A 22,175-nucleotide genomic window follows, 5' to 3' on the forward strand; every position below is an offset into this window, starting at 1 on the left:
CAAGCTTGCAGCTTGTGCCCAATTCATAATTCACGGGGGTGAGGATTAAAAAAAAACTTTGGCAAACTTTCAGAGTTTGCCAAAGTGTGTGGCGCATTTTGTGAGGGCGATTTGCCAATCGCCCCTACCCGGCTTGCAGCTTGTGCCCAATTCACAATTCAAAATTCATAATTCACAATTAAAATTCCTCCGTAGGAGTCTCAAATATCTCATCTTTTTTAGGTTTTCCTGTAATACGTTCTTGTAAGTCTTGGAAAATTACAAAAAGCACAGGTATCACTATCAAGCCAAAAAAAGTACCTATTAGCTGACCCACAGCTGCGCCCGTAGCTACCGAGCGGTTACCAGCAGCACCTACGCCTGTAGCAAACACCAGCGGCAACAAACCAACAATAAAAGCAAAAGAAGTCATCAAGATAGGACGCAAACGCGCCATTGCAGCGTTTATCGCCGCTTTAGAGAGACTTTCACCCATTCGCCTACGTTGCACCGCAAATTCTACTATCAAGATAGCATTCTTTGCCAAGAGACCGATAAGCATTATCAGCGAGATCTGGAAGTAAATATTGTTTTCTAATCCAAACAACCACTGACCAAAATACGCCCCAAAGATACCAAAAGGCAACGACATCAGTACCGATAGCGGCAATAAGTAACTTTCGTATTGTGCCGAAAGAATAAAGTACGTAAACACCAAGCTGAGAATAAAGATAATTATCGTTTGCGATCCCGCATTTTGTTCCTCACGAGTAAGCCCAGTAAAGTCAATGCCGTAGTTAGCGTTTAGCGTTTGGGCAGCAACTTCTTGCACCGCTTTCACCACATCACCGGTACTATAACCTTCGTTGTTAGCAGCCGAAATATCCACCGAAGTATAAAGGTTATAACGACTAATAGCCTGAGGACCAAACACACGCTTCAAACTCACGTATTCCGAAAGAGGAGCCATTTCGCCATTAGCAGTACGCACAAACATACCGCTGAGGCTATTCACATCTTTACGAGCTTCAGGAAGCGTTTGCACCATTACCCTATATTGTTTCCCGTAGAGAGTAAAGTCAGTAGCGTAATATCCCCCTATATAGTTTTGCAAGGTAGAGAGTACGGTACTCACCGATACCCCCGACTGCATAGCGCGCTCTACGTTTATATCCAACTGATACTGAGGGTAGTCCGTATTGAATGACGTTTTAGAGTACTTCACTTCTGGGCGCGCATCAAGCACTTCCATAAACTCTTGTGCAGTTTTATTAATTTCAGTTACATCAGCCCCCGATTTGTTCAGTAGGTTAAACGACACCCCAGCTCCCATACCAAAGCCCGATACTGCCGGCGGTTGGAAAAACACTATTTGAGCATCTTTTACCTTAGATGCTACCACAAAAGCCTTTTGTATGATAGCCCCTATACTTTGCTGAGGGTCTTTGGCGCGCTCTTCAAAAGGTTTAAGTTTAAAAAAGCCCATACCATTATTGCTACCCGCTCCCGATAGGATACCGCGCCCTACCACAAAAGTAAAGTTCTCAACCCCTTCAATATCGTTCAGTTCATTACTTACTTGGCGCATCTCATTTGCTACCCGTTCCATAGAGGCACCAGGTATCATAGATAAGTCCATTAGCACAAAGCCTTGGTCTTCATTAGGCACAAAGCCCGTTTGCATATTTTTGTTCGCAAAGTAAATACCACCCCCTGCAATAGCAAAAAGCACTAAGGTTACCCATTTATGGCGCAAGAAGAAAGTAAAAGTTTGTCCGTACTTAAGCGTAGCAGCATTAAAAGCTACGTTAAACTTGTAGAAAAATTTACCCAACCACGACTTTTCTTCGTACGCCTTATCACTGTGAGGCTTCAAGAAAAGCGAGCAAAGCACAGGGCTAAGGGTAAGGGCGTTTATTGCCGAAATAACAATCGCAATAATAAGGGTAACCCCAAACTGTTTGTAGAACACCCCTGTAGTTCCTTCAATAAAAGTTACAGGCACAAACACCGCTGCCATTACAAGGGTAATAGAAATAATAGCCCCTGTAATTTCGTTCATTGCCGAAATAGTAGCAGCTTTAGCTTTTTCGTGAGTATGTTCCATTTTGGCGTGCACCGCCTCAACCACCACTATAGCATCATCCACCACTATACCTATGGCAAGTACCAAGGCAAAGAGCGTAAGCATATTGATAGAGTAACCAAAAAGGTTCAGGAAGAAGAAAGTACCTACGATAGATACAGGCACCGCAATCGCCGGAATAAGCGTAGAGCGAAAATCTTGTAAAAATAAAAATACCACCAAGAACACCAAAAGGAAAGCCTCTAAAAGTGTAGAAACTACCTTAGAAATAGCCGCATCCAAAAAGGTATTCACATTAAAGTTGATAGAATAAGTAACCCCCTCAGGCAATTCTTTTTCTATAGATTTGAGGTACTTTTCTATATTCTGTACCACAGCGTGGGCATTAGCACCAGGGGTTTGCGAAATACCCATTGCTATAGCCACACGACCTTTGCTTTCCGAAAAACTTGTGTAGCTAAGTGCATCAAGCTCTACCTCAGCCACATCTTTAAGGCGAAGCACACGCCCCCCGTCAAGGGCTTTAATTACGATATTTTCGTATTCTTCTACCTTGTTGTATTTTCCTTTATATTTAATAGTGTATTCGTAAGCACTACCGCTGTTTTGCCCCAGCGTACCCGCCGCAGCTTCCAAGCTCTCTGCCGAGATAGCAGCTGTTATTTCGGTAGGATTCAGTTTATAGGCTTGTAGTTTTTGAGGGTCAAGCCATATCCGCATAGAGTAGTTTTTACCACCAAATTCATCAGCATCGCCCACCCCCGAAATACGTTTAAGAGCAGGGATAATATTGATATTTAAGTAGTTCTCTAAGTAAGTTTCGTTGTATTCAGGATTTTCAGAAAAGAAAGTAAGGAACATCAGGTGCCCAGCCTCTCGTTTTTCTACCGTTACCCCCGATTGTTTTACCTCTGCAGGAAGGATAGCGTTCGCATAGGATACGCGGTTTTGCACCAATACCGCTGCATTATCAGCATTAGTGCCATTTTTAAAATAGACCGTAATGTTAGCCGAGCCGTTATTAGATGCCGATGAGGTGATATAGTCCATATTTTCCACCCCATTGATTTGCTCTTCCAAAGGTATCACTACCGATTTTAGTACCGTTTCGGCATTAGCTCCACCATAGCTAGCGTTTACCGACACCGTTACAGGTGCAATATCAGGATATTGCGACACCGGAAGCGAGTTTATCCCCAATAGTCCCAAAATCACTATCAGTATAGAGATAACTGTTGATAGCACCGGTCTGTTTATAAAGTTCTTTATCATAAATTCTCAATTCAAAATTCAAAATTCAAAGTTATCTCCACCCTCCTCCAAGGGCTTTATACAAAGTAATGCCATACTGCATACGAGTAAATTGCGCTTCAGCAACACTCAGTTCAGCATTAAGCCGATTCACTTCGGCAGTGATAATTTCTAAATAATTAATCATACCGCTATCAAACAGCTTTTGCGAATAATCTGTAGCCTGTTGGTAAGCTTTCATCTCTTGTGTTTTCAAGGCGATATAGTCAGTTTGCGATGAAAATTGCTGCATAGCATCAGCAACCTCTTTCCCTGCCGATAACAATGTTTTTTTGAAGTTCAGCAAAGCCGTTTCTTGTGCTATTTTTTGCACCTCGTATTGGGTGCGTATTTGTCGGCGGTTCAAGATAGGTTGTGCCAATCCAGCTACTAAGTTAGCAAAGAGCGATTTGGGTGAAAACCAAGTTTCCAAATCAGAGCTACTAAGTCCGCCGCGAGCACTAAGAGTAAGCGTTGGGTAGAAAGCCGCACGAGCAGCATTAGTAAGTTCAAAGGCATTGCGCAAGTTCAGTTCTGCACGTGCCACATCAGGACGATTTTGCAATAGTTTAGCTTCGTAGCCCTCTTTAAAGTCTGTAGGAAATTGCTGTTCAGCAAGGGTCGTGCGCTCAATAGCGTGAGGAGCTTCGCCCAAAAGCACACTAATAGTATTTTCCAGTGCCCATATACTATTGTTAATGCCGATAAGCTGAGCTTGAGCATTGTATACCAAAGCCTCCATTTGTTTGGCAGCTACTTCAGTAGCCGAGCCAGCGTCTTTAAGCAGTTTAGTGGTAGCCAGGCTCTTTTTTCTAAAGGCAATTGTTTGTTCGAGTACCTTTTTTTGTTCGTCCAGCATCAGCAGTTGGTAGTAAGCAGTAGCCAGTGTAGCCACCACTTCCGATTGCACAGCCTTTTGAGCTTCAGCGGTGGCAAGGTATGAAGCATAAGTAGCGCGTTTTTCAGCAGATAGTTTTCCCCAAATATCAGCTTCCCACGAAGCGTTCGCTGTAATGTCCCATAAGTTGTTATAAGAGCGATTGCCCACCCCTCCTGTCGCATTGATAGAGTTTGTGCTACGCGTATAATCTGCACCTACTGATAGTACAGGGTAAAAAGAGTGTTTGCTTTGTGCCAAATACACTTTTGCCGATTTTACGTTTTGTAAAGCCACCCGCACATCAAGGTTGTTGTTCAAAGCCTTGTTTATATGAGTTTGCAAAGCAGCATCGGTAAAAATATCGCGCCACGACACATTCGCCGTACTCAAGCTATCCGCAGGAATATTATCCGTGCGGAAAAGTTTTTCTTCTATTTTAGGCGACTCATACGTTTGGCGAGCCCCACAAGCAGCAACCAACACCACCATTGCAGCCACCACCGTTATCCTTTTTATATTGTGTATCATTTAATTTGCTAATTCTCTAATTTCCAAATTTGCTAATTCCCCTCTATTCCCTAAATATAGGGTGTATAGCTTTTACAAGACTATCCATATCCACTTGTTTAGGCGTAAGTTTACTACCTTGGCGCAGAGTATTGAGTCCTTGTACTAATATGACATCCCCAGTAGCCAAGCCACTATTTACTACAGCATAGTTATTAGCGCGGTCTTTTAGAGTGATAACAGTACGCACAATGGTATCTGCTACTACTTTATAAGCGTATACTTTTCCTTGTTGTTCAAAAGTAGCCACTTCAGGTATTACCAATTGGTTGTTGAAGTATTGCGGTATTTTCACAGTACCACTATTACCATTAGTAAGCAACCTATTAGGGTTAGGAAAAGTAGCGCGGAATTGTATACTACCTGTGGTAGCATCTATTTGTCCTGTTACAGCTTGTATTTTACCTTTTTCAGAGTATTCTTGTCCATTTGCCATTACAAGACTTACTTCGGGCAAATTTTTCAGCTTTTCGGTAATGTTAGTACCTTTAGCCGAAGCCAAAAAGTTTAAGTACTCTTTTTCGTTCATCGAAAAGTAAGCATATACATCTTTCACATCCGAAACGGTAGTAAGTACCGTATTGTTAGCCGTTACCAAAGCACCTTCGCGGAAGTTAATAGCACCTACCACCCCACTTACGGGAGCTTTCACTACTGCAAAATCAATATTGCTTACAACCTCATTGTAGGCAGCCTGAGCGCGCAGCAAATTAGCTTTAGCTGTATCCAGTTGCACTTTGCTAACGATATTTTGCTCTACCAATGGCAACAGCTTGTTTACCTCCACTTGGGCAGCATCTACAGCCGCTTTTGCCGATTGTGCCGATTGATTAAGCGTTTGAGTTTCTAGCTGAAACATCGCTTGCCCTTGTGTTACCGCTTGTCCTTCATCTACCAGCACTTTAGTTATATACCCCGATACTTTAGCTTGCACCGGACTATTCACTACACCTTCTATACTCACAGGATAAGAAAGAGTAGATACCGTATTGCGTTCTTTTACCGTAATTACAGGATATTGAGGCGGCTGCTGCGGATTATTACCTTGCTGTTTCGGAGTGTTGTTGCAACTTACTAATAGAATTGTAGCTGCTAATAAAAATGTTTTATTCATAAGAATTATTTAGTCGTTAGTCATCAATATAAATCAAGAGCACATCACATATCAATTCAATCCCAATAGGCATCATTAGTTAGAAAACCGATTTTTGAGGAGGCAGAGAACCGATTTTTTGATGAGCCAGAAAACTCTTTTTTTGATGAGTCAGAAAACTCTTTTTTTGATGAGTCAGGAAATCGATTTTTGATAAGTCAGAAAACCGATTTTTTTTGCAGGCAAAATTACTCAAAAAAGAATTATAGATAACAATTATAAATAGTTAATCTTTTGTTAAAGTAGTTTTAAGTAATTCAACTTGCTAGTTACTAATTATTTTAAACAGCTGTAATCCAAAAATATACATTGTTATCTTTATTAAAAAACCTTTTAAAGTAACAGAATGTATCGTCCTAGGAAACAGCTTTTTAATATCGCTTATAGCTACTTCTATACGTTTTCTCATCTTTAATTTTAGCTTGCTCTGTTTTTCTGTATCGAGTCTTTTGCTATTCTTTTTTCGTTGTGTTTTTAATTCAACACATTTATTTTCAAGTAGATAATCTTCCATCTGATAATCTGTATAAGCACTATCCCCATAAAGTCTTGCCTCTGGTGGAAAAATCTCTGTAATCTTATCTAAGGCTTTCACATCTGCCGTTTTTCCTACGGTAAAATGAAAAGCAATTGGTATACCTTCTCCTGTTGTAACTAACTGAACTTTAATCCCATAAAAATAAGACCGCATACTTGCTGTATAGCCTCTATATTGTTTGCCTTTTGCAATTTTACATCTATTAATACGAATGTTTTGACAAATAGGGACAGGAAACGAATCTATGATATAGTTCATTTCACAAGTAATCTCTTTATAAAAAGAGGCTACTAAATGAAATAATTCATAAAGTAGATTTCCCAGATTATGTAAGCGTCTATTAAACCTACTTTCTTCTAACATATTGGGGAACAAATTGTATTGTTTAACAAATTTAATAGCTGAACGATGGTTCCCATAGAAACTGGTAGCAGCTATAAACGCTGTTGTAATAATCTCGCTATCAGATACTTTTCTGCGAATATCTTCAGAATGATTAATTTCTTTTAAAATATCATCGATGATACAAAAAATTGATGTAATTTTGTCTTTGCAAAGCATTGGAGTTGTTTTTATTTTTTTGCAATCACAAATATACAAATCTTTTGCTTTGCTTTTTTATTTTCTGAACTTTTCAACTAGCAAGTTGAATTAAGTAATTAGGAACAAAATCCGAAACAAATTTTTACACAAAAACCTTGCCAAATTTAAGTACCCATCCCCCCACACTTTGACAAACTTTACACCACACACTTTGGCAAACTTTCAGAGTTTGACAAAGTTTTATCCTTCGCTCAAGGTTCGCTCAAGGTTCGCTCAAGGTTCTCCCGCTGGCGCAAGCTTGTAGCTTGTGCCCAATTCAAAATTCATAATTCTTCCCAGCGAAGGTTAAACACCTTTGGCAAAGTTTTTGCAAGACTATTTTTAAGATTTAGCAAATAGCTATAATCATTCCACAAAACTAAACCCTAACGCCTAATGACAAAATACATTCTCATACTTATATCCCTCTTCTGCCTGCAAGTGGCAGCACAACCTTTTGAAACGCAGAAAAAACAAATTCCTGCAATTGCACCTCAAGAAAACGCACCCGAATTGCCTGCCCTACCCCCTACACTACAACTAAAAGCACCCAACAATCCCTTTACATTGCTAAAACAACCTCAACAACCTGAAAATCAGTTTATGAAACAAACTGAAAAATCCATTGATTTTACAGGTAAAAGCAATTTGGTACACCGAAAAATAGAATTTAAACCCAACTATACCGAACTGAACGACCATAAAAGAGAAGATGCCCAAGTGCCCAAAGGCGACCAATTTTTTGGGGATTTTGTCAACAATGGAAACGCTATCACTGTGTATTGCCGCGACTATGCTGATGTAGACGGCGATCGTATCAGTGTATTTGTAAATGACGAAGAACAAGTACGCGATGTGTTTCTTACAAATACTTTTCGGGGTTTTGTGATAAAACTCAAACCTGGGTTTAACAAAATAGAGTTTTTAGCACTCAACCAAGGTGAAGCCGGACCCAATACCGCCGAATTTCAAGTAATCGATGAGCAAAATAGGGTAATTGCTCACAACAATTGGGCTTTGGCTACGGGTTCTAAGGCGCAGTTTGTAATCGTAAAAAATGAATGAGTAAAAAACTATTTACTACCTTCCTGAGTTTCTGCAAACGAAAAATAAAACAGCACCCCATTATTTCGGCTATAAGTGGGGTGCTATTGGTGTGGTATATCTTCCTCTTACCTTCCGAGCTTTTTCCGCAGCCTTATAGTACCGTATTAGAAAGTAGCGACGGCAAACTCTTGGCTGCCAAAATAGCCAACGATGGGCAATGGCGTTTCCCCGAAATCGATAGTGTGCCTTACCGCTTCAAAATGTCGGTATTAGAGTTTGAAGATGCTCATTTTTACTACCATTGGGGGGTAAATCCTATCTCGGTGGGGAAAGCCCTATGGCGCAATATAGGCAGTGGAAGAATAAAACGCGGAGGGAGTACGCTCACCCAGCAAGTGGTGCGTATCGCTCGCGAACACCAAGAACGCACTTATTTTGAAAAGATTATAGAAATGATATGGGCTACACGCCTAGAGTTTAAATATAGTAAAGAAAGTATTCTTCGCTTCTATGCCTCACACGCTCCCTATGGGGGGAATGTGGTAGGATTACCAATGGCTTCGTGGCGTTATTTTGGGGTGGCTCCTCATCAGCTGTCGTGGGCGCAAGCAGCTACCTTAGCAGTATTGCCCAATGCTCCTAGCCTCATCTTCCCTGGCAAAAACCAAGAACACTTACTGAAAAAACGCAATGCCTTACTACAAAAATTGCGCTTAAAAAACATCATCGACCAAGATACTTATGATTTAGCACTTTTAGAGCCCTTACCCACCGAACCCCATCCTGTGCCACAAATTACCCCTCACTTGCTTACTTATGCAGGCAAAACCCATCAGGGACAACGCCTTAGCACTACTATCAACAGCCATTTGCAAGAGAAGGTAAATAATATCGTAAGTGGTTTTTACACTCATTATTCGCAAAGTGAAATCTACAATATGGCGGCTTTGGTGGTAGAGGTAAAAACGCGCAAGGTATTAGCTTATGTGGGCAATACGCCTACTGATAGCGACCACCAAAAAGATGTAGATATTATTCACGCTCCGCGCAGTACGGGCAGTGTGCTCAAACCGCTGTTGTATGCCGCAATGCTACACGAAGGGGAACTGCTACCCACACAGCTCATCCCCGATGTTCCTACACAAATAGCCGGCTATTCACCACAGAATTTTAGCAATAGTTTTGAAGGAGCTGTGCCCGCTAATAGTGCTTTGGCTAAATCGCTAAACATTCCTTTTGTATGGTTGCTAAAGCAGTTTACTACGTATCGTTTTTACGATGTGCTACAACAATTGCGCTTGCGCAACATCAATAAGCACCCCGACCACTATGGGCTTTCTATCATCTTAGGAGGGGCTGAAAGTAACTTGTGGGATTTGGCACAAGCTTATACCAATCTCGCCTCGCTAAACGAAGTTTTTGCACACCAACAGCACTACCGCAGCCAAGAGTTTCAGCCTTTGCGTTATCTAAACGAAAGCGAACCTATAGATTTTGGAAAAGCTACTAACGAGCTCCCAACACTGCGCGCAGGGGCTGTGTATGAGATGTTTAATGCTATGAAAGAAGTAAATCGCCCTACCGATGATGTGGCGTGGCGGTATTACGAATCAGCACGAAAAGTCGCTTGGAAAACAGGCACCAGCTTTGGTAATAAAGACGCTTGGGCAATAGGCGCTACCCCCGAATATGTAGTAGCGGTATGGGTGGGTAATGCTACCGGCGAAGGACGCCCTACCCTCACAGGCGCAAGCTATGCAGCCCCTGTAATGTTCCGCATATTTAGCGCATTGCCTTCCACAACTTGGTTTACAGCTCCGTTAGACGACTTGCGCAAAGTAACAGTATGCGAAGATTCCGGATTTTTAGCCAAACCCGAATGCCCCCAAAAAACAATCTTCAGTACGCTTGCTCCTAAAGAAATAGGACAATGTCCTTATCATAAAATAGTACATTTAGACCCCTCCGAAAACTATCAGGTAAATGCTAATTGCCAATCGGTGCAAGAGATGCACAGCAAAGCGTGGTTTGTACTTCCCCCTGTAATGGAATGGTACTACAAACAACAACATATGCACTACCGCAGCCTGCCGCCTTTCCGCCCCGATTGTACCGAAGGCACTACCCAAAAAGGATTGGCATTTATCTATCCCAAACACCAAAGTATTATCTATACTACTAAAGATTTCGGAGGCAAACTACAACCTTTTGTAGCCAAAGCAGCAAACCGCAGTGGTAAGGTATTTTGGTATTTAGACAATCAGCATCTGGGCACTACCGACACCTTCCACGAAATGAACGTATATGCTAACAAAGGCAAACACTGGTTACGCATTATCAACGAAGCAGGTGACGAAAAAGTAATAGAAATTTTAGTACAAAGTCACTAAACACTAATATGATCACACACTTAGAAGGAAAATTAGTAGAGAAAAACCCTACCAATGTGGTAATAGATTGCCACGGTGTGGGGTATTTTGTAAATATCAGTCTCAATACCTATTCAGCATTAGGAAGTACTGATAACATACGCCTATATACTTATTTACAGATAAAAGAAGATGCCCACACACTTTATGGCTTTGCCAATAAGGCTGAGCGTGAGGTATTTGTATTGCTGATTTCGGTATCGGGGGTAGGTGCAGGCACGGCACGCACAATGCTATCGGCACTAACGGCAGCACAAGTGCGAAGTGCTATTATCAATGGCGATGTAGCTACCATACAATCAGTGAAAGGTATAGGAGCTAAAACAGCCCAACGCGTAGTCCTCGACCTGAAAGACAAAATGCTAAAACTACAAGACCTCGCCGATGAACCTACCACCACAATTCACAGCAATAAAGAAGAAGCACTTGCAGCACTCGAGGTATTAGGATTTATACGAAAACAAGCCGAAAAAGTATTAGATAAAGTACTGCGTACCGCTACCCAAGAACTATCAGTAGAAGAACTCATCAAAGAAGGACTCAATCAGCTCACATAGCAAATGATGAATCATTAGCTTGTGAGAGGAATTGGCAAATTGGTGAAATTCACAATTCAGAGTCCATAATTCAAAATTATTTTGTATTTTTGCATTTTGTAAAACTATAGGCGTTATATATGAAGCACTACGTATTATTAATATTAGTAGCTTTTTGTGCTTGTATCGGCATACAAGCACAACAGGTTACTACACAAAGCAATACTACATCACAAGGCGGCACTCAAACAGCAACAGTTGTAAAAAATGGTATTCCTACTATTGGGCTGCAACAACCTGCTTCTATCGTTCAGAAATACACTTACAATCCTACAATCAACCGCTATGTATATACCGAAAAATTAGGCAAATACGACCTTCGTATGCCTGCTTTTCTGACTGTAGAAGAATATGAAAAACTCGTGATGCGCGAGCGTATGCACAATTACTACGCCGATAAACTAACAGCACTAGCTAATACCCAGTCCGAAACTAATGCCCAAAAGAAAGCTCGCCGCGACTTGCTGCCCGAGCTATACGTCAATTCTGATTTCTTTGAAACTATCTTCGGAGGCAAAAACATAGAATTTACACCTACCGGTAGCGTGGGCTTAGATTTTGGCGTACGCTATACCCGCAACGATAACCCAGCCATTAGTCCGCGTTATCGCAGTTCGTTTGGTTTAGATTTTGAGCAGCGTATTAGCTTGGGGCTTACAGGTAAAATAGGTACGCGCTTAGACCTTAACGCTCAATACGATACTCAGGCTTCATTCAACTTTCAGAATATCTTCAAACTAAATTACGAACCTGACGAAGACGATATACTTCAGAAAATAGAGTTAGGTAACATTTCTATGCCTATAGCCAACTCACTGATTACAGGTTCGCAAAGTCTCTTCGGGGTAAAAACAGAGCTGAAATTTGGTCGTACCACTATCACCAGTGTTTTCTCAGAACAAAAATCGGAACGCAAAACCGTGAGCGCACAAGGTGGCGGTACTATTACCGAATTTGAATTTTCTGCTTTAGACTACGATGAAAACCGAAACTTCTTTTTAGCACATTTCTTCCGTGACAACTACGATCGTGCTTTAGAAAACTATCCGTTTATCAATAGCAAAGTGCAGATTACGCGTCTGGAGGTGTGGGTAACCAACCGCAATAGCCGTATGGGCAATATACGCAACATATTGGCTTTGCAAGATTTAGGAGAACCTCGCTTGGTGCGCAGCCGCCTAAAAGATAAGGCAGGAACTGGCTTCTTCAATACTACAGTGAATAATATGCCTGCCAATAGTGCCAACAAATACGACCCTACAAAAATAGGTACAGCCCAGTCGGTACTTACTCAGGCAATACGCGATGTGGCAACTGTGCAACAAGGTTTTGGTACCAACAGCACCTACGTGAGTCAGGGGTATGATTACGCAGTGATAGAAAACGCCCGCAAATTAGAAGAAGGCGTTGATTACAAAGTAGATAAAAAATTAGGGTACATCTCGCTAAGTACTGCACTTAGTGCCGATGAGGTATTGGCAGTGGCTTACCAATATACCTACGGAAGCCAAGTGTATCAGGTGGGCGAATTTGCCAATGACGGTATTTCGGCTACTTCCTACAACTCCCTTTTGGGTAACAATGCTATTACCAACAACCTTTTGGTGCTAAAAATGCTAAAAAGCAACCGCCTAAACGTAAAAGACCCTATTTGGGACTTGATGATGAAAAACGTTTATTCGGTAGGTTCGGCACAGCTTTCAGCAGAAGATTTTAGGATGAATATTTATTACTCCAATCCTTCGCCTATCAATTACATCGAGAAAGTGAACAATACGGGCTGGCCTACGGGCTTGGAAGATCGCATCTTGTTAAATCTTTTCAATTTCGACCGTTTAAATAAATACAACGACCCACAACCTGGGGGTGATGGTTTCTTCGACTTCCTACCTGGGATTACCGTAGATGAGCAATTTGGTAAGATATTTTTTACCAAAGTAGAGCCTTTTGGTGAGTTTTTGTATAACACATTGGGCGGTGGAACGCAGTACGGGCAAACGGCAAGCTATAATGCCAATCAGCAGAAATACGTGTATACCGCTCTGTACAAGAACACCAAAACCCAAGCTCAAATGGACGGCGAAAAGAACAAATTTGTGATGAAGGGGCGCTATAAGGCTTCTTCGCGCAGGGGGATTTCGCTGGGGGCTTTCAACGTGCCACGAGGTTCGGTAACCGTAATTGCCGGAGGGCGTGTGCTGGTGGAAGGATTAGACTACCTTGTAGATTACCAATCGGGAACGGTGGAAATCACAAACCCTAGCATACAAGCAAGTAACCTGCCCATACAAGTATCTTTAGAAAACAACTTGATTTTCGGGGGACAAACCACTCGCTTTATGGGAGTGAATGTAGAGCATAAATTTAGCGATAAATTTGTGATGAACGGAGCTATTGTAAACTTGCGTGAGCGACCTTTTACGCAAAAAACGAGCTACGGACAAGAATCGGTAAATAACACCATTTTCGGCATTGGCGGTAGTTATTCTACCGAATTGCCTTTCCTTACGCGTTGGGTAAACCGCTTGCCTACAATAAAAAGCGATGCCCCTTCCAATCTATCGGTGCGAGGAGAATTTGCTTACCTAAAGGCAGGGACTCCTAAGGCTGATGATTTTGACGGTGAAACTACAGTGTATTTAGACGACTTTGAGGCTGCGCAAAGCACTATTGATATGCGCTCGCCTTTGGCGTGGAAATTAGCAAGTACTCCTTTAGAATTTGGCGCAGCTGGCAGCAGAAATAGCAGTGCGCCTCAAACACTCTTTGGAAACGCTCCTGACGATGCCGACAACCTCAAAAATGGCTACGGGCGTGCTAAACTATCGTGGTATACGATAGACCCTATCTTCTATTCAGGCGAAAAACCTTCCGACATCAGCAGTGATGAAATATCAAAAAATAGTACCAGACGTATCTTTATTGAAGAAATATTCCCACAACAGCAGGTAGCTCAAGGGCAATCACTGGTGCAAAGTACCTTAGACTTGGCGTATTATCCTAACGCTAAGGGTACTTACAACAACGACCCCAATTTTGGTACTAAAACCAAAGACGAAAAGTGGGGAGGCATAATGCGTAGTATGAGCTATTCCGACTTTCAGGAAAGCAATATAGAGTTTTTGCAGTTTTGGATAATGGATCCTTACTATTCAGGAGAATACAGCGGTTCAGGCGACTTGGTCTTCAACTTAGGAAACATCTCCGAAGACATGCTACGCGATGGTAGAAAACAATACGAAAATGGATTACCTGGGCTCTCTTCATCGTCCAGCATCAATACTTCGTCTTGGGGTAAAGTGCCTGCCGCACAATCACTTGTATATGCTTTTGACGATAGTGCTACCAATCGCGGGCTGCAAGACATTGGTCTGGACGGGCTTACCGATGCTGAAGAGGCGCGTATTTACAACAACAACGTTGCTACTTCGCCCAACGACCCTGCATTAGATAATTACCAATACTTCTTGGCGCGCAGCGGTAATATTATGAACCGCTATTACAATTACAACGGAACGCAAGGTAACTCGCCTGTAAATATCAGTGATACCAACAGGGGCTCTACTACCCTACCCGACACTGAAGATATCAACGGAGACTACACGATGAACACTACCAACAATTACTTGGAGTATCGTGTGCGTATCAAACCTAATATAACTACCAGCGACCCTTATGTAAACGACATACGTACCGTATCGGTAGAAGCTCCTAACGGAAGACGAGTATCTACGCGCTGGATACAGTTCAAAATACCGATTGAAAGTGGTGCTATGTGGCGCGAGGGCTTTACTTTCCCTGTGCCCAACAACGATAAGCTGGATATTATCAACTCTATGACGCATATGCGTATGTACCTTACGGGCTTCCCTCAAGAAATGCTATTGCGTTTCGGAACGCTCGACTTGGTGCGTGGCGACTGGCGTTACTACAACTATACGCTTAGCAGTGATAACGACGACCCTTCTGATGACGGCACAAGGGTAGAAATCAACTCGGTAAACTTGATAGAAAACGAAACACGCCATCCTATTCCTTACCGTATGCCACCAGGGGTAAAACGCGAGCGTATCAACACTAATAATACGCTGGTAGAGCAAAACGAACAGGCACTTTCGTATATAGTGGATAACTTAGAAAACAACGATAGCCGCGCTGTATATAAAGCTTTGCGTTTTGACCTCCGCCAATATAAATACATCAAGCTATTTGTACACGCTGAGGCTTATAAAAACCGCCCACTAAACGATAGAGATGCGGTAGCTTTTTTGCGCATAGGTACAGACTTTAAAGACAACTATTACCAAGTAGAAATACCGCTGAAGGTAACCCCTGCTGGTAGCACTTCCGAGCACGCTATTTGGCCTGATTTCAACCAGCTGACTATACCTATGGAGGTACTTACCAAACTGAAAGCTATAAGCATTCGCAATCAGTCGTTAGATCGTGTTACCTATTACGATGCCAACTTCAATGTGGTAAGCGAAAACACACCTCACCAAATGGGCGAAAACCGCTATGTGGTGAAGGGTAACCCTTCATTGGGGAGTGTGCGCTCTGTGATGTTGGGAATTAAGAACGTATCGGGAAATAATGGTTTGAGTGGCGAATACTGGTTCAACGAGTTGCGAGTAGCTGAATTAAACAACAAAGGCGGCTGGGCGGCTGTAGGTTCGTTGGATGCCAATGCTTCCGAACTCATAAACCTTTCGGCTACAGGGCGTATGCACACCGTAGGCTTTGGCGCTGTAGATCAAGCTCCTAACCAACGCGCTTTGGAAGGCACGCAAGAATACGATGTGATGATGAATATCAACGCTGGAAAACTTTTACCTAAAAAATGGAATGTACAGATACCATTGGGCTTAAGTCAGTCGCAAAAACGAAGCACCCCCGAGTACGACCCTGTATATCAGGACATCAAACTTGAAGACCGCCTAAGCGTGGCACAGTCGGCTCGTGAGCGTGAAATTATCAAAGAACAAGCTGAGGACTTTACTTCCCGAAGAAGTATCAACCTTATAGGCGTAAAGAAAAACCTTGCTGAAGGACAGAAAAATCGTATTTATAACATCGAAAACTTCACTTTCAACTACGCTTATAACGAGAAAAATCACCACGACTACGAACTGCGTTACGAAGATGAGCAGCAGGTACGCGCTGGCTTTATGTATAACTATACTTTTAAACCTACAAGTGTAGAACCGCTGAAAAAAGTGAAATACTTTGCAGGCAAACGCTATTGGCAATGGCTGGCAGATACCAACCTGAATATTTTGCCTACAAGTGTAATGTTTACCAGCGATTTGAATCGTTCATTCACCAAACAGCTATTCCGCGATGTGCAATTTGAAGGCGTAAATTCAAGCCTACAGAAGGCTTTGCCAGAGCTGCAACAACGCAATTTTGTAATGAATCATCAATACGCTATCAATTACAATCTTACAAAATCGTTGCGACTAAATTTCAACGCTACAAACAATAGTGTAATTCGCAATTATTACTTATACGACAACAATGGCGATATTTCGGGAGTAGACAAAACCAAAAATATATGGAGTGATTTCTGGGATTTGGGTACGCCAGACCACTTCTTCTCCAAATTTCAGCTAAATTACGATTTGCCAATGAATAAATTCCCATTCTTGCAGTTTGTGCGAGCTAATTACACCTACTCAGGCGATTTCGATTACCAACGAGGTTCTCAAACGCTGTTGCAATTGGCACATCACGATATCAATACACTGCAAAATGGCAATACGCACAACCTGACAGCCAACCTCACTTTCGACCAATTATACCGCTATCTCGGGGTGAAGCCTACACCACGTGGCGAAAAAACGTCATTAGGCAAGAGCTTGCTGACAATGGTGAAAACCGGAGGGGTAAACTATTCGGTTACTAAAGCGCGTACACTACCTGGGTATACTCAGCAAGTGGGCTTCTTAGGTACGTTAAAACCTTCGTGGAACTTTATGCTAGGCGACCAAACCGATTTGCGATACGAAATGGCTAAAAACGGCTATCTTACTGACTTTGTCGATTTCAACGACCAATACATCAGTTCAAAAGAAGAGCAATTGCTCATCACTGCCAACTTGCAGCCTATTACCGATTTGCAAATCAACTTGAAAGGCAATAAGCAATATAGTGAAAACTATACCGAAACCTTCGAGGTGCGCAATTTTGTATATAACAAATTGGTAGGTAATGAAATAGGTAGGTTTAATATTTCAACAAACCTATTGGCTACAACCTTCAATAGTATTGACGAGTACAGTTCGGCAGCTTTTGAGCGTTTCAAAGAAAATAGACTAACCATAGCACGCCGTTTGGCTGAAGAGCGCGGACTAAATCCTGCTCGTGTAGATAATGATGGCTACCCTATAGGTTATAGCAAAAAGAGCCAAGCGGTAATGATTCCTGCCTTTTTTGCTGCTTATTCGGGCAGTAATGCCAATAGCGTATCGCTGGGTGCTTTTAGAAGTATCCCTATACCCGAATGGAATATCCGCTACACAGGCTTGATGCGTATAGAGGCTATCAAAAATCACTTCAAACGCTTTTCGTTAGCACACGGATACCGCGCAAGCTATTCGCTTAGCGAATTCCGTACTAATTTGGAATACGACCCTGCCAACCCTAATAAAACTAATACCGCAGGCGACTTCCTAAATGATAAGCTCTATGCTACGGTTACATTGGCTGAACAATTCAACCCACTATTGCGCGCCGATATGGAACTCAAAAACTCAATGAGCTTGCTAGCTGAGTTCAATCGCGACCGCACTATTTCTATTAGTTTAGACAACGACTACCTTACCGAAATACTCAAAAAAGAATACAAATTCGGTTTGGGTTACCGCTTGAAAGATTTGAGTTTTGCCACTCGCATCACAGGAGAATCTACTGTAATAAAAAGCGATTTGGTAATGAAAGCCTCATTGTCATACCTCAAAGAATTTACAGTAATACGCAATATGGAGACTTTCAACAACCAAGTAACGGCAGGACAAAGCTCGTGGTTGGGTAATTTCACTGCAGAATACGCACTGAGCAAAAATCTGTTAGCATCGTATTATTTGCAGTACAATTTCTCAAAGTCGGCTATATCTACAGCCTTCCCAATGACCACCCTCAGATCGGGAATATCCGTAAAATATACGTTTAATTAGTAGTTGCTCTAACACATCTCCCCCCCTTTTGAAGGAAGTCCGCGAGCTCTACTTCGGCATCTCCCCCCTTTTGAAGGAAGTCCGCGAGGCTGGCGCAGCGGAGTATGTGTTAAGGGGGGATGTTAATAAACACTAACACCTTGGATACCTACAAAACAATAACAACAGCCATAGAAGAAGTAATTTTTAAGGAAAAGAGTAGCAAGTTTTTAGGCTACGCTTTTCCTATTACTACCGAAGACGAGGTAAAAATACATCTGGAGGCTGTTAAAAAGAAACATTTCTCAGCACGACACTGGTGCTATGCGTGGCAATTAGGCTATGGCAGAAATGAACGCTATCGCGCTAATGACGATGGCGAGCCCAATAACACGGCTGGTATCCCTATTCACGGACAAATACTATCATTTGGGCTTACCAATGTATTGGTGATTGTGGTGCGCTATTTTGGAGGTATCAAATTAGGTGTTGGCGGACTGGTACAGGCTTACAAAACTACAGCCCAACTCACTCTGCAAGAGGCTGAAATTGAAGAACGCCTCATTACCGAAACTTTAATCCTAACTTTTGACTATCCGCTGATGAACAAGGTAATGCGAGTAGTAAAAGAACAAAACCTTACTATCACAACACAACACCTCACCGAGCAATGTGAGCTGCACTTGGCAATACGCACTACCGACTATCCCAGAGTAAAAGAAATCTTCCAAAATATATATGGGGTAAAAGTAGCTGATTAGCATTTATATAACTATGATACACGTAGCATTAGCAAGTTTTGGTATGAGCGGGAAGGTATTCCACGCTCCTTTTATTACCCATCATCCTCATTTTCAGCTTTCAGCTGTAGTAGAGCGTCATAACAATGAGTCTAAAGAGCTATACCCACAAAGTAGGCTTTATCGTAGCGTAGAAGAAATGCTACAAGACCCTATTATTGATTTGGTAGTGGTAAATACCCCTGTACAAACACACTACGAATATGCTTACAAGGCACTGTTGGCAGGCAAAAATGTATTGGTAGAAAAACCTTTTACGATTAGCGTTTCAGAAGCCGAACAGCTCACCCGCTTAGCGAAAGAGCAAGGAAAACTACTCATAGTATTCCAAAACAGACGTTATGATGGCGATTACCTAAAAGTAAAAGAAATAGTGCAAAGTGGCGTACTTGGGGAACTCAAAGAGGTAGAAATACGTTTCGACCGCTTTCGCAGCCAAATCAGCGGCAAAAAGCACAAAGAAACTGCCGAAGCTGGCGGTGGAGCTCTCTATGATTTAGGCGCTCACCTCATCGACCAAGCCTTGCAGCTATTTGGCAAACCCAATAAAGTATATGCCGATTTGGGGTATTTGCGCCCCAATACGCAAACTGATGATTACTTTGAACTCCTGCTACACTACGACCAACAGCTGCGCGTACGCCTTAAATCATCTACTTATGCCTTAGAGCGCCAATGGGAATACGTACTGCATGGCACACACGGCTCATTCTTACAACAGCGTTTTGATGCTCAAGAAGCAGCACTTGTTGCCGGAGCTATCCCTGCTACCACAGCTTGGATGGAAACTGTCACCCAGCCTAATGGCATTCTTCACACTCTCGAGGGCGGACGCCTACTCACCACTGCCCAACACGGCAATTATATGCAGCTATACGAGGCTATTTATTTAGCACTCACCCAGCAAGCTCCCAACCCCATCCCTGCCGATGAAGTAATCGGTGTAATCGAGCTGATTGCCCAACAACAAACCTGCACTGCATAATCAGCTCTATCTGTCCAAAAAACTTTCATAGTAGGCTTTTGCTTCTTCAAATACTTGTTCACTACTTTTAACTCTTCCTTGCTTTACATCTTCGCGTGCTAAGGCAATAGCACGTATATCCTCTTCTGTTATCTCATAAGGATTATGAGGTTCAGCCACTTCTACTCCTACACTAGCTAAGGCTTTAACTGCCAATTGATAATGCTGAAAATCTAAATTCTGTTTTAATACTATAGTGTTCATACGCTCTATTTTTTGGCAAAGATACAAAATAATTATGATTAATGCTTAATACTTAATAATACAATTACACATTGGCGTTCCCCAATTCAAAATTCAAAACTCAAAATTCAAAACTCAAAATTCAAAATTCAAAATTCTTTACTGCCCCGCTGGCGCAAGCTTGCAGCTTGTGCCCAATTCAAAATTCATAATTCAAAATTCATAATTACAAAAAGTGCCCAAGAGATCGTCCCTTGAGCACTTTTTTATTGTTTATGCCGATTGCACTAATTTCTCTTCAAGTATAACCAGCCTGCTTGTTTTTGTTTTTGGTTGTTCTCATCTACGTATTCTATAGTATAGTAATAAGTACCTTGTGGCAGTTTATCACCAGCTTCTATAGTTACACGTCCGTCAGAACGACCTGTAAATACGTTGCGTACGTTGTCGTAGCCTTCCACTTCAAACACCTGTACGCCCCAACGGTTGAATATACGCACCACATTCTTAGGATAGTTCTCTATACCTGCTATATGGAAGTGTCTATTCCTATCATTACCGTCTATCGATACCCCGTTGTAAACAATCAAGTTGTTTTCTACCTTTATTCTTACAGTAGCCGTTACACACGCTCCGTTATTATTGCAAAGCTCATATACAAAAGCATCGTTGCCTATAAAGCTGCTATTAGGTGTGTATTCTATTGTGCCGTCTGGTTTCACGGTAGTGGTACCATTTAGCGGCACTGTTACCACGTTAGGCATTGCGCCGTGAGGTGTATCGTTAGCCAATACAGCTATAGTTACAGGCGTATTGCGTACGGTAGTAGCCTCATCATCAGCAGCTACAGGCACAGGAGTAGGTGTAGGCGTAGCCGCAGGTACTATTACCACTACAGTAGCGGTACCACATATAGTAGTTGCTGGCACACACACATTATAAGGTATTTCGTAGCTACCTGCTGGCGTACCAGGCAATACCATCACCTCGCCCGAAGTGAGTTTTATATAAGGCTTGCCTGTTTCTGGCACCGGTGCTGTAAGCGTTACGCTGGTTATCAATGGGTTGCTGATGTTGTTCAGCTTGTCATTAGTAAGCACGTTGCCCACTACCATATTACCGGTATAAGTAAAGGTTTCGCCGTTCACTTCTATAGTAGGAGTAGCGGTAGGCGTTACCACGTTCACGTTTATAAGTGAAGTAGCACAAGCGCGGTCGCTACCACGGGTAGCACAGATAGTGTAAGATATCGTATAGAAGCCTACGGTAGTATTTGAAGCCACATCTATCGTACCATCACTATTGAGTGTAAAGCCTGTAGGGGTAGCTGTCGTCCAAGTAAACGACACAGTTCCTGTGGTTACTGGCTGACCTTCCAATGTATCGTTTGCCAATACACTTGCTATATGTCCGCCTGTTTCAGCATTGATATTAACAGTACCATCAGGCACGGCTATTATGTTGATAGGCGTTGTAGGCGTAGCCGTAACACTTGTTACATTCACCGTTACGGTGGTTACGCTGCTGCAACCTGTAAGCGGAGCAATACCACACAAGCTATAGTTGATAGTATACGTACCCGTAGCCACACCACTTGGTATTACTACAAATCCTGTATTAGTATCTATATAAGGCTTATCGGTAGCAGGAGGCGTAGTTTGTATGGTTACACTTCCTACAGTAGCCGTAGCGGTACCAATGCGGTCATTGGTCAATACATTGTTTGTGGTAGTATAAGTAGTACTACTTACCGTAAGGGTAAAGGTATCAGCATTAGCGGTAATTGTTGGAGTTACCGTTGGCGAACTTACGCTGGTTACCACTATGGTAGCTGTTGCTACCGAGCAGTTGCTGCCATTCAAGTTTT

At 42.2% G+C, this 22,175-nt stretch carries 12 protein-coding genes; 6 read left to right on the top strand and 6 right to left on the bottom strand.

Annotated elements, in window-relative coordinates; all coding sequences use genetic code 11:
• Nucleotides 1-178: 178 nt before the first annotated feature.
• From HMPREF9075_RS02065 to HMPREF9075_RS02080, 4 genes are all read right to left on the bottom strand, one after another.
• A complete protein-coding gene (locus HMPREF9075_RS02065; protein WP_009414835.1) occupies nt 179-3,337 on the bottom strand; it encodes an efflux RND transporter permease subunit in 3,159 nt (1,052 codons plus the stop codon).
• Nucleotides 3,338-3,368: 31 nt separating this feature from the next.
• Nucleotides 3,369-4,763, bottom strand: coding sequence for an efflux transporter outer membrane subunit (locus HMPREF9075_RS02070; protein WP_009414836.1), 1,395 nt, complete (start codon nt 4,761-4,763; stop codon nt 3,369-3,371).
• 43 nt (nt 4,764-4,806) lie between these two features.
• Nucleotides 4,807-5,916: an efflux RND transporter periplasmic adaptor subunit gene (locus tag HMPREF9075_RS02075; protein WP_009414837.1), complete on the bottom strand. Its 1,110-nt coding sequence runs from the start codon at nt 5,914-5,916 to the stop codon at nt 4,807-4,809.
• Nucleotides 5,917-6,220: 304 nt separating this feature from the next.
• Nucleotides 6,221-7,054 (bottom strand): IS982 family transposase, encoded by an 834-nt coding sequence (locus HMPREF9075_RS02080; protein ID WP_009414838.1) that lies wholly within the window; start codon nt 7,052-7,054, stop codon nt 6,221-6,223.
• Between the two features lie 417 nt (nt 7,055-7,471).
• Between HMPREF9075_RS02080 and HMPREF9075_RS02085 the strand changes: the two genes are divergently transcribed.
• The 6 genes from HMPREF9075_RS02085 (at nt 7,472) to HMPREF9075_RS02110 (ending at nt 20,086) form a co-directional block, all read left to right on the top strand.
• Entirely contained in the window at nt 7,472-8,140 is a 669-nt protein-coding gene (locus tag HMPREF9075_RS02085; RefSeq protein ID WP_009414839.1) for a hypothetical protein, read from the top strand.
• Complete coding sequence (pbpC, locus tag HMPREF9075_RS02090; protein ID WP_009414840.1) at nt 8,137-10,512, top strand: penicillin-binding protein 1C; 2,376 nt, start codon at nt 8,137-8,139, stop codon at nt 10,510-10,512. The genes HMPREF9075_RS02085 and pbpC overlap by 4 nt, the downstream gene beginning before the upstream one ends.
• Before the next feature lie 8 nt (nt 10,513-10,520).
• Complete coding sequence (gene ruvA, locus HMPREF9075_RS02095; RefSeq protein WP_009414841.1) at nt 10,521-11,108, top strand: Holliday junction branch migration protein RuvA; 588 nt, start codon at nt 10,521-10,523, stop codon at nt 11,106-11,108.
• A 119-nt stretch (nt 11,109-11,227) separates the two neighbouring features.
• The gene (sprA, locus tag HMPREF9075_RS02100) at nt 11,228-18,322 is read left to right on the top strand and encodes a cell surface protein SprA (protein WP_009414842.1); all 7,095 of its coding nucleotides are present in this window, start codon (nt 11,228-11,230) and stop codon (nt 18,320-18,322) included.
• A gap of 140 nt (nt 18,323-18,462) precedes the next feature.
• Entirely contained in the window at nt 18,463-19,062 is a 600-nt protein-coding gene (locus tag HMPREF9075_RS02105) for a YigZ family protein (protein ID WP_034556552.1), read from the top strand.
• Between the two features lie 13 nt (nt 19,063-19,075).
• Entirely contained in the window at nt 19,076-20,086 is a 1,011-nt protein-coding gene (locus tag HMPREF9075_RS02110) for a Gfo/Idh/MocA family oxidoreductase (protein WP_009414844.1), read from the top strand.
• A 6-nt stretch (nt 20,087-20,092) separates the two neighbouring features.
• Here HMPREF9075_RS02110 and HMPREF9075_RS02115 read toward each other — a convergent pair whose 3' ends face one another.
• Together HMPREF9075_RS02115 and HMPREF9075_RS13055 are read right to left on the bottom strand one after the other, a co-directional pair.
• Nucleotides 20,093-20,329 carry a hypothetical protein gene (locus HMPREF9075_RS02115; protein ID WP_009414845.1) on the bottom strand — a complete coding sequence of 79 codons (237 nt, stop codon included), beginning with the start codon at nt 20,327-20,329 and terminating at the stop codon, nt 20,093-20,095.
• 266 nt (nt 20,330-20,595) lie between these two features.
• Nucleotides 20,596-22,175 (bottom strand): gliding motility-associated C-terminal domain-containing protein (locus HMPREF9075_RS13055; protein ID WP_009414847.1); only part of this gene is annotated, 1,580 nt, incomplete at its 5' end.

This window comes from Capnocytophaga sp. oral taxon 332 str. F0381 (genome assembly GCF_000318275.2).
Classification (GTDB): domain Bacteria; phylum Bacteroidota; class Bacteroidia; order Flavobacteriales; family Flavobacteriaceae; genus Capnocytophaga; species Capnocytophaga bilenii.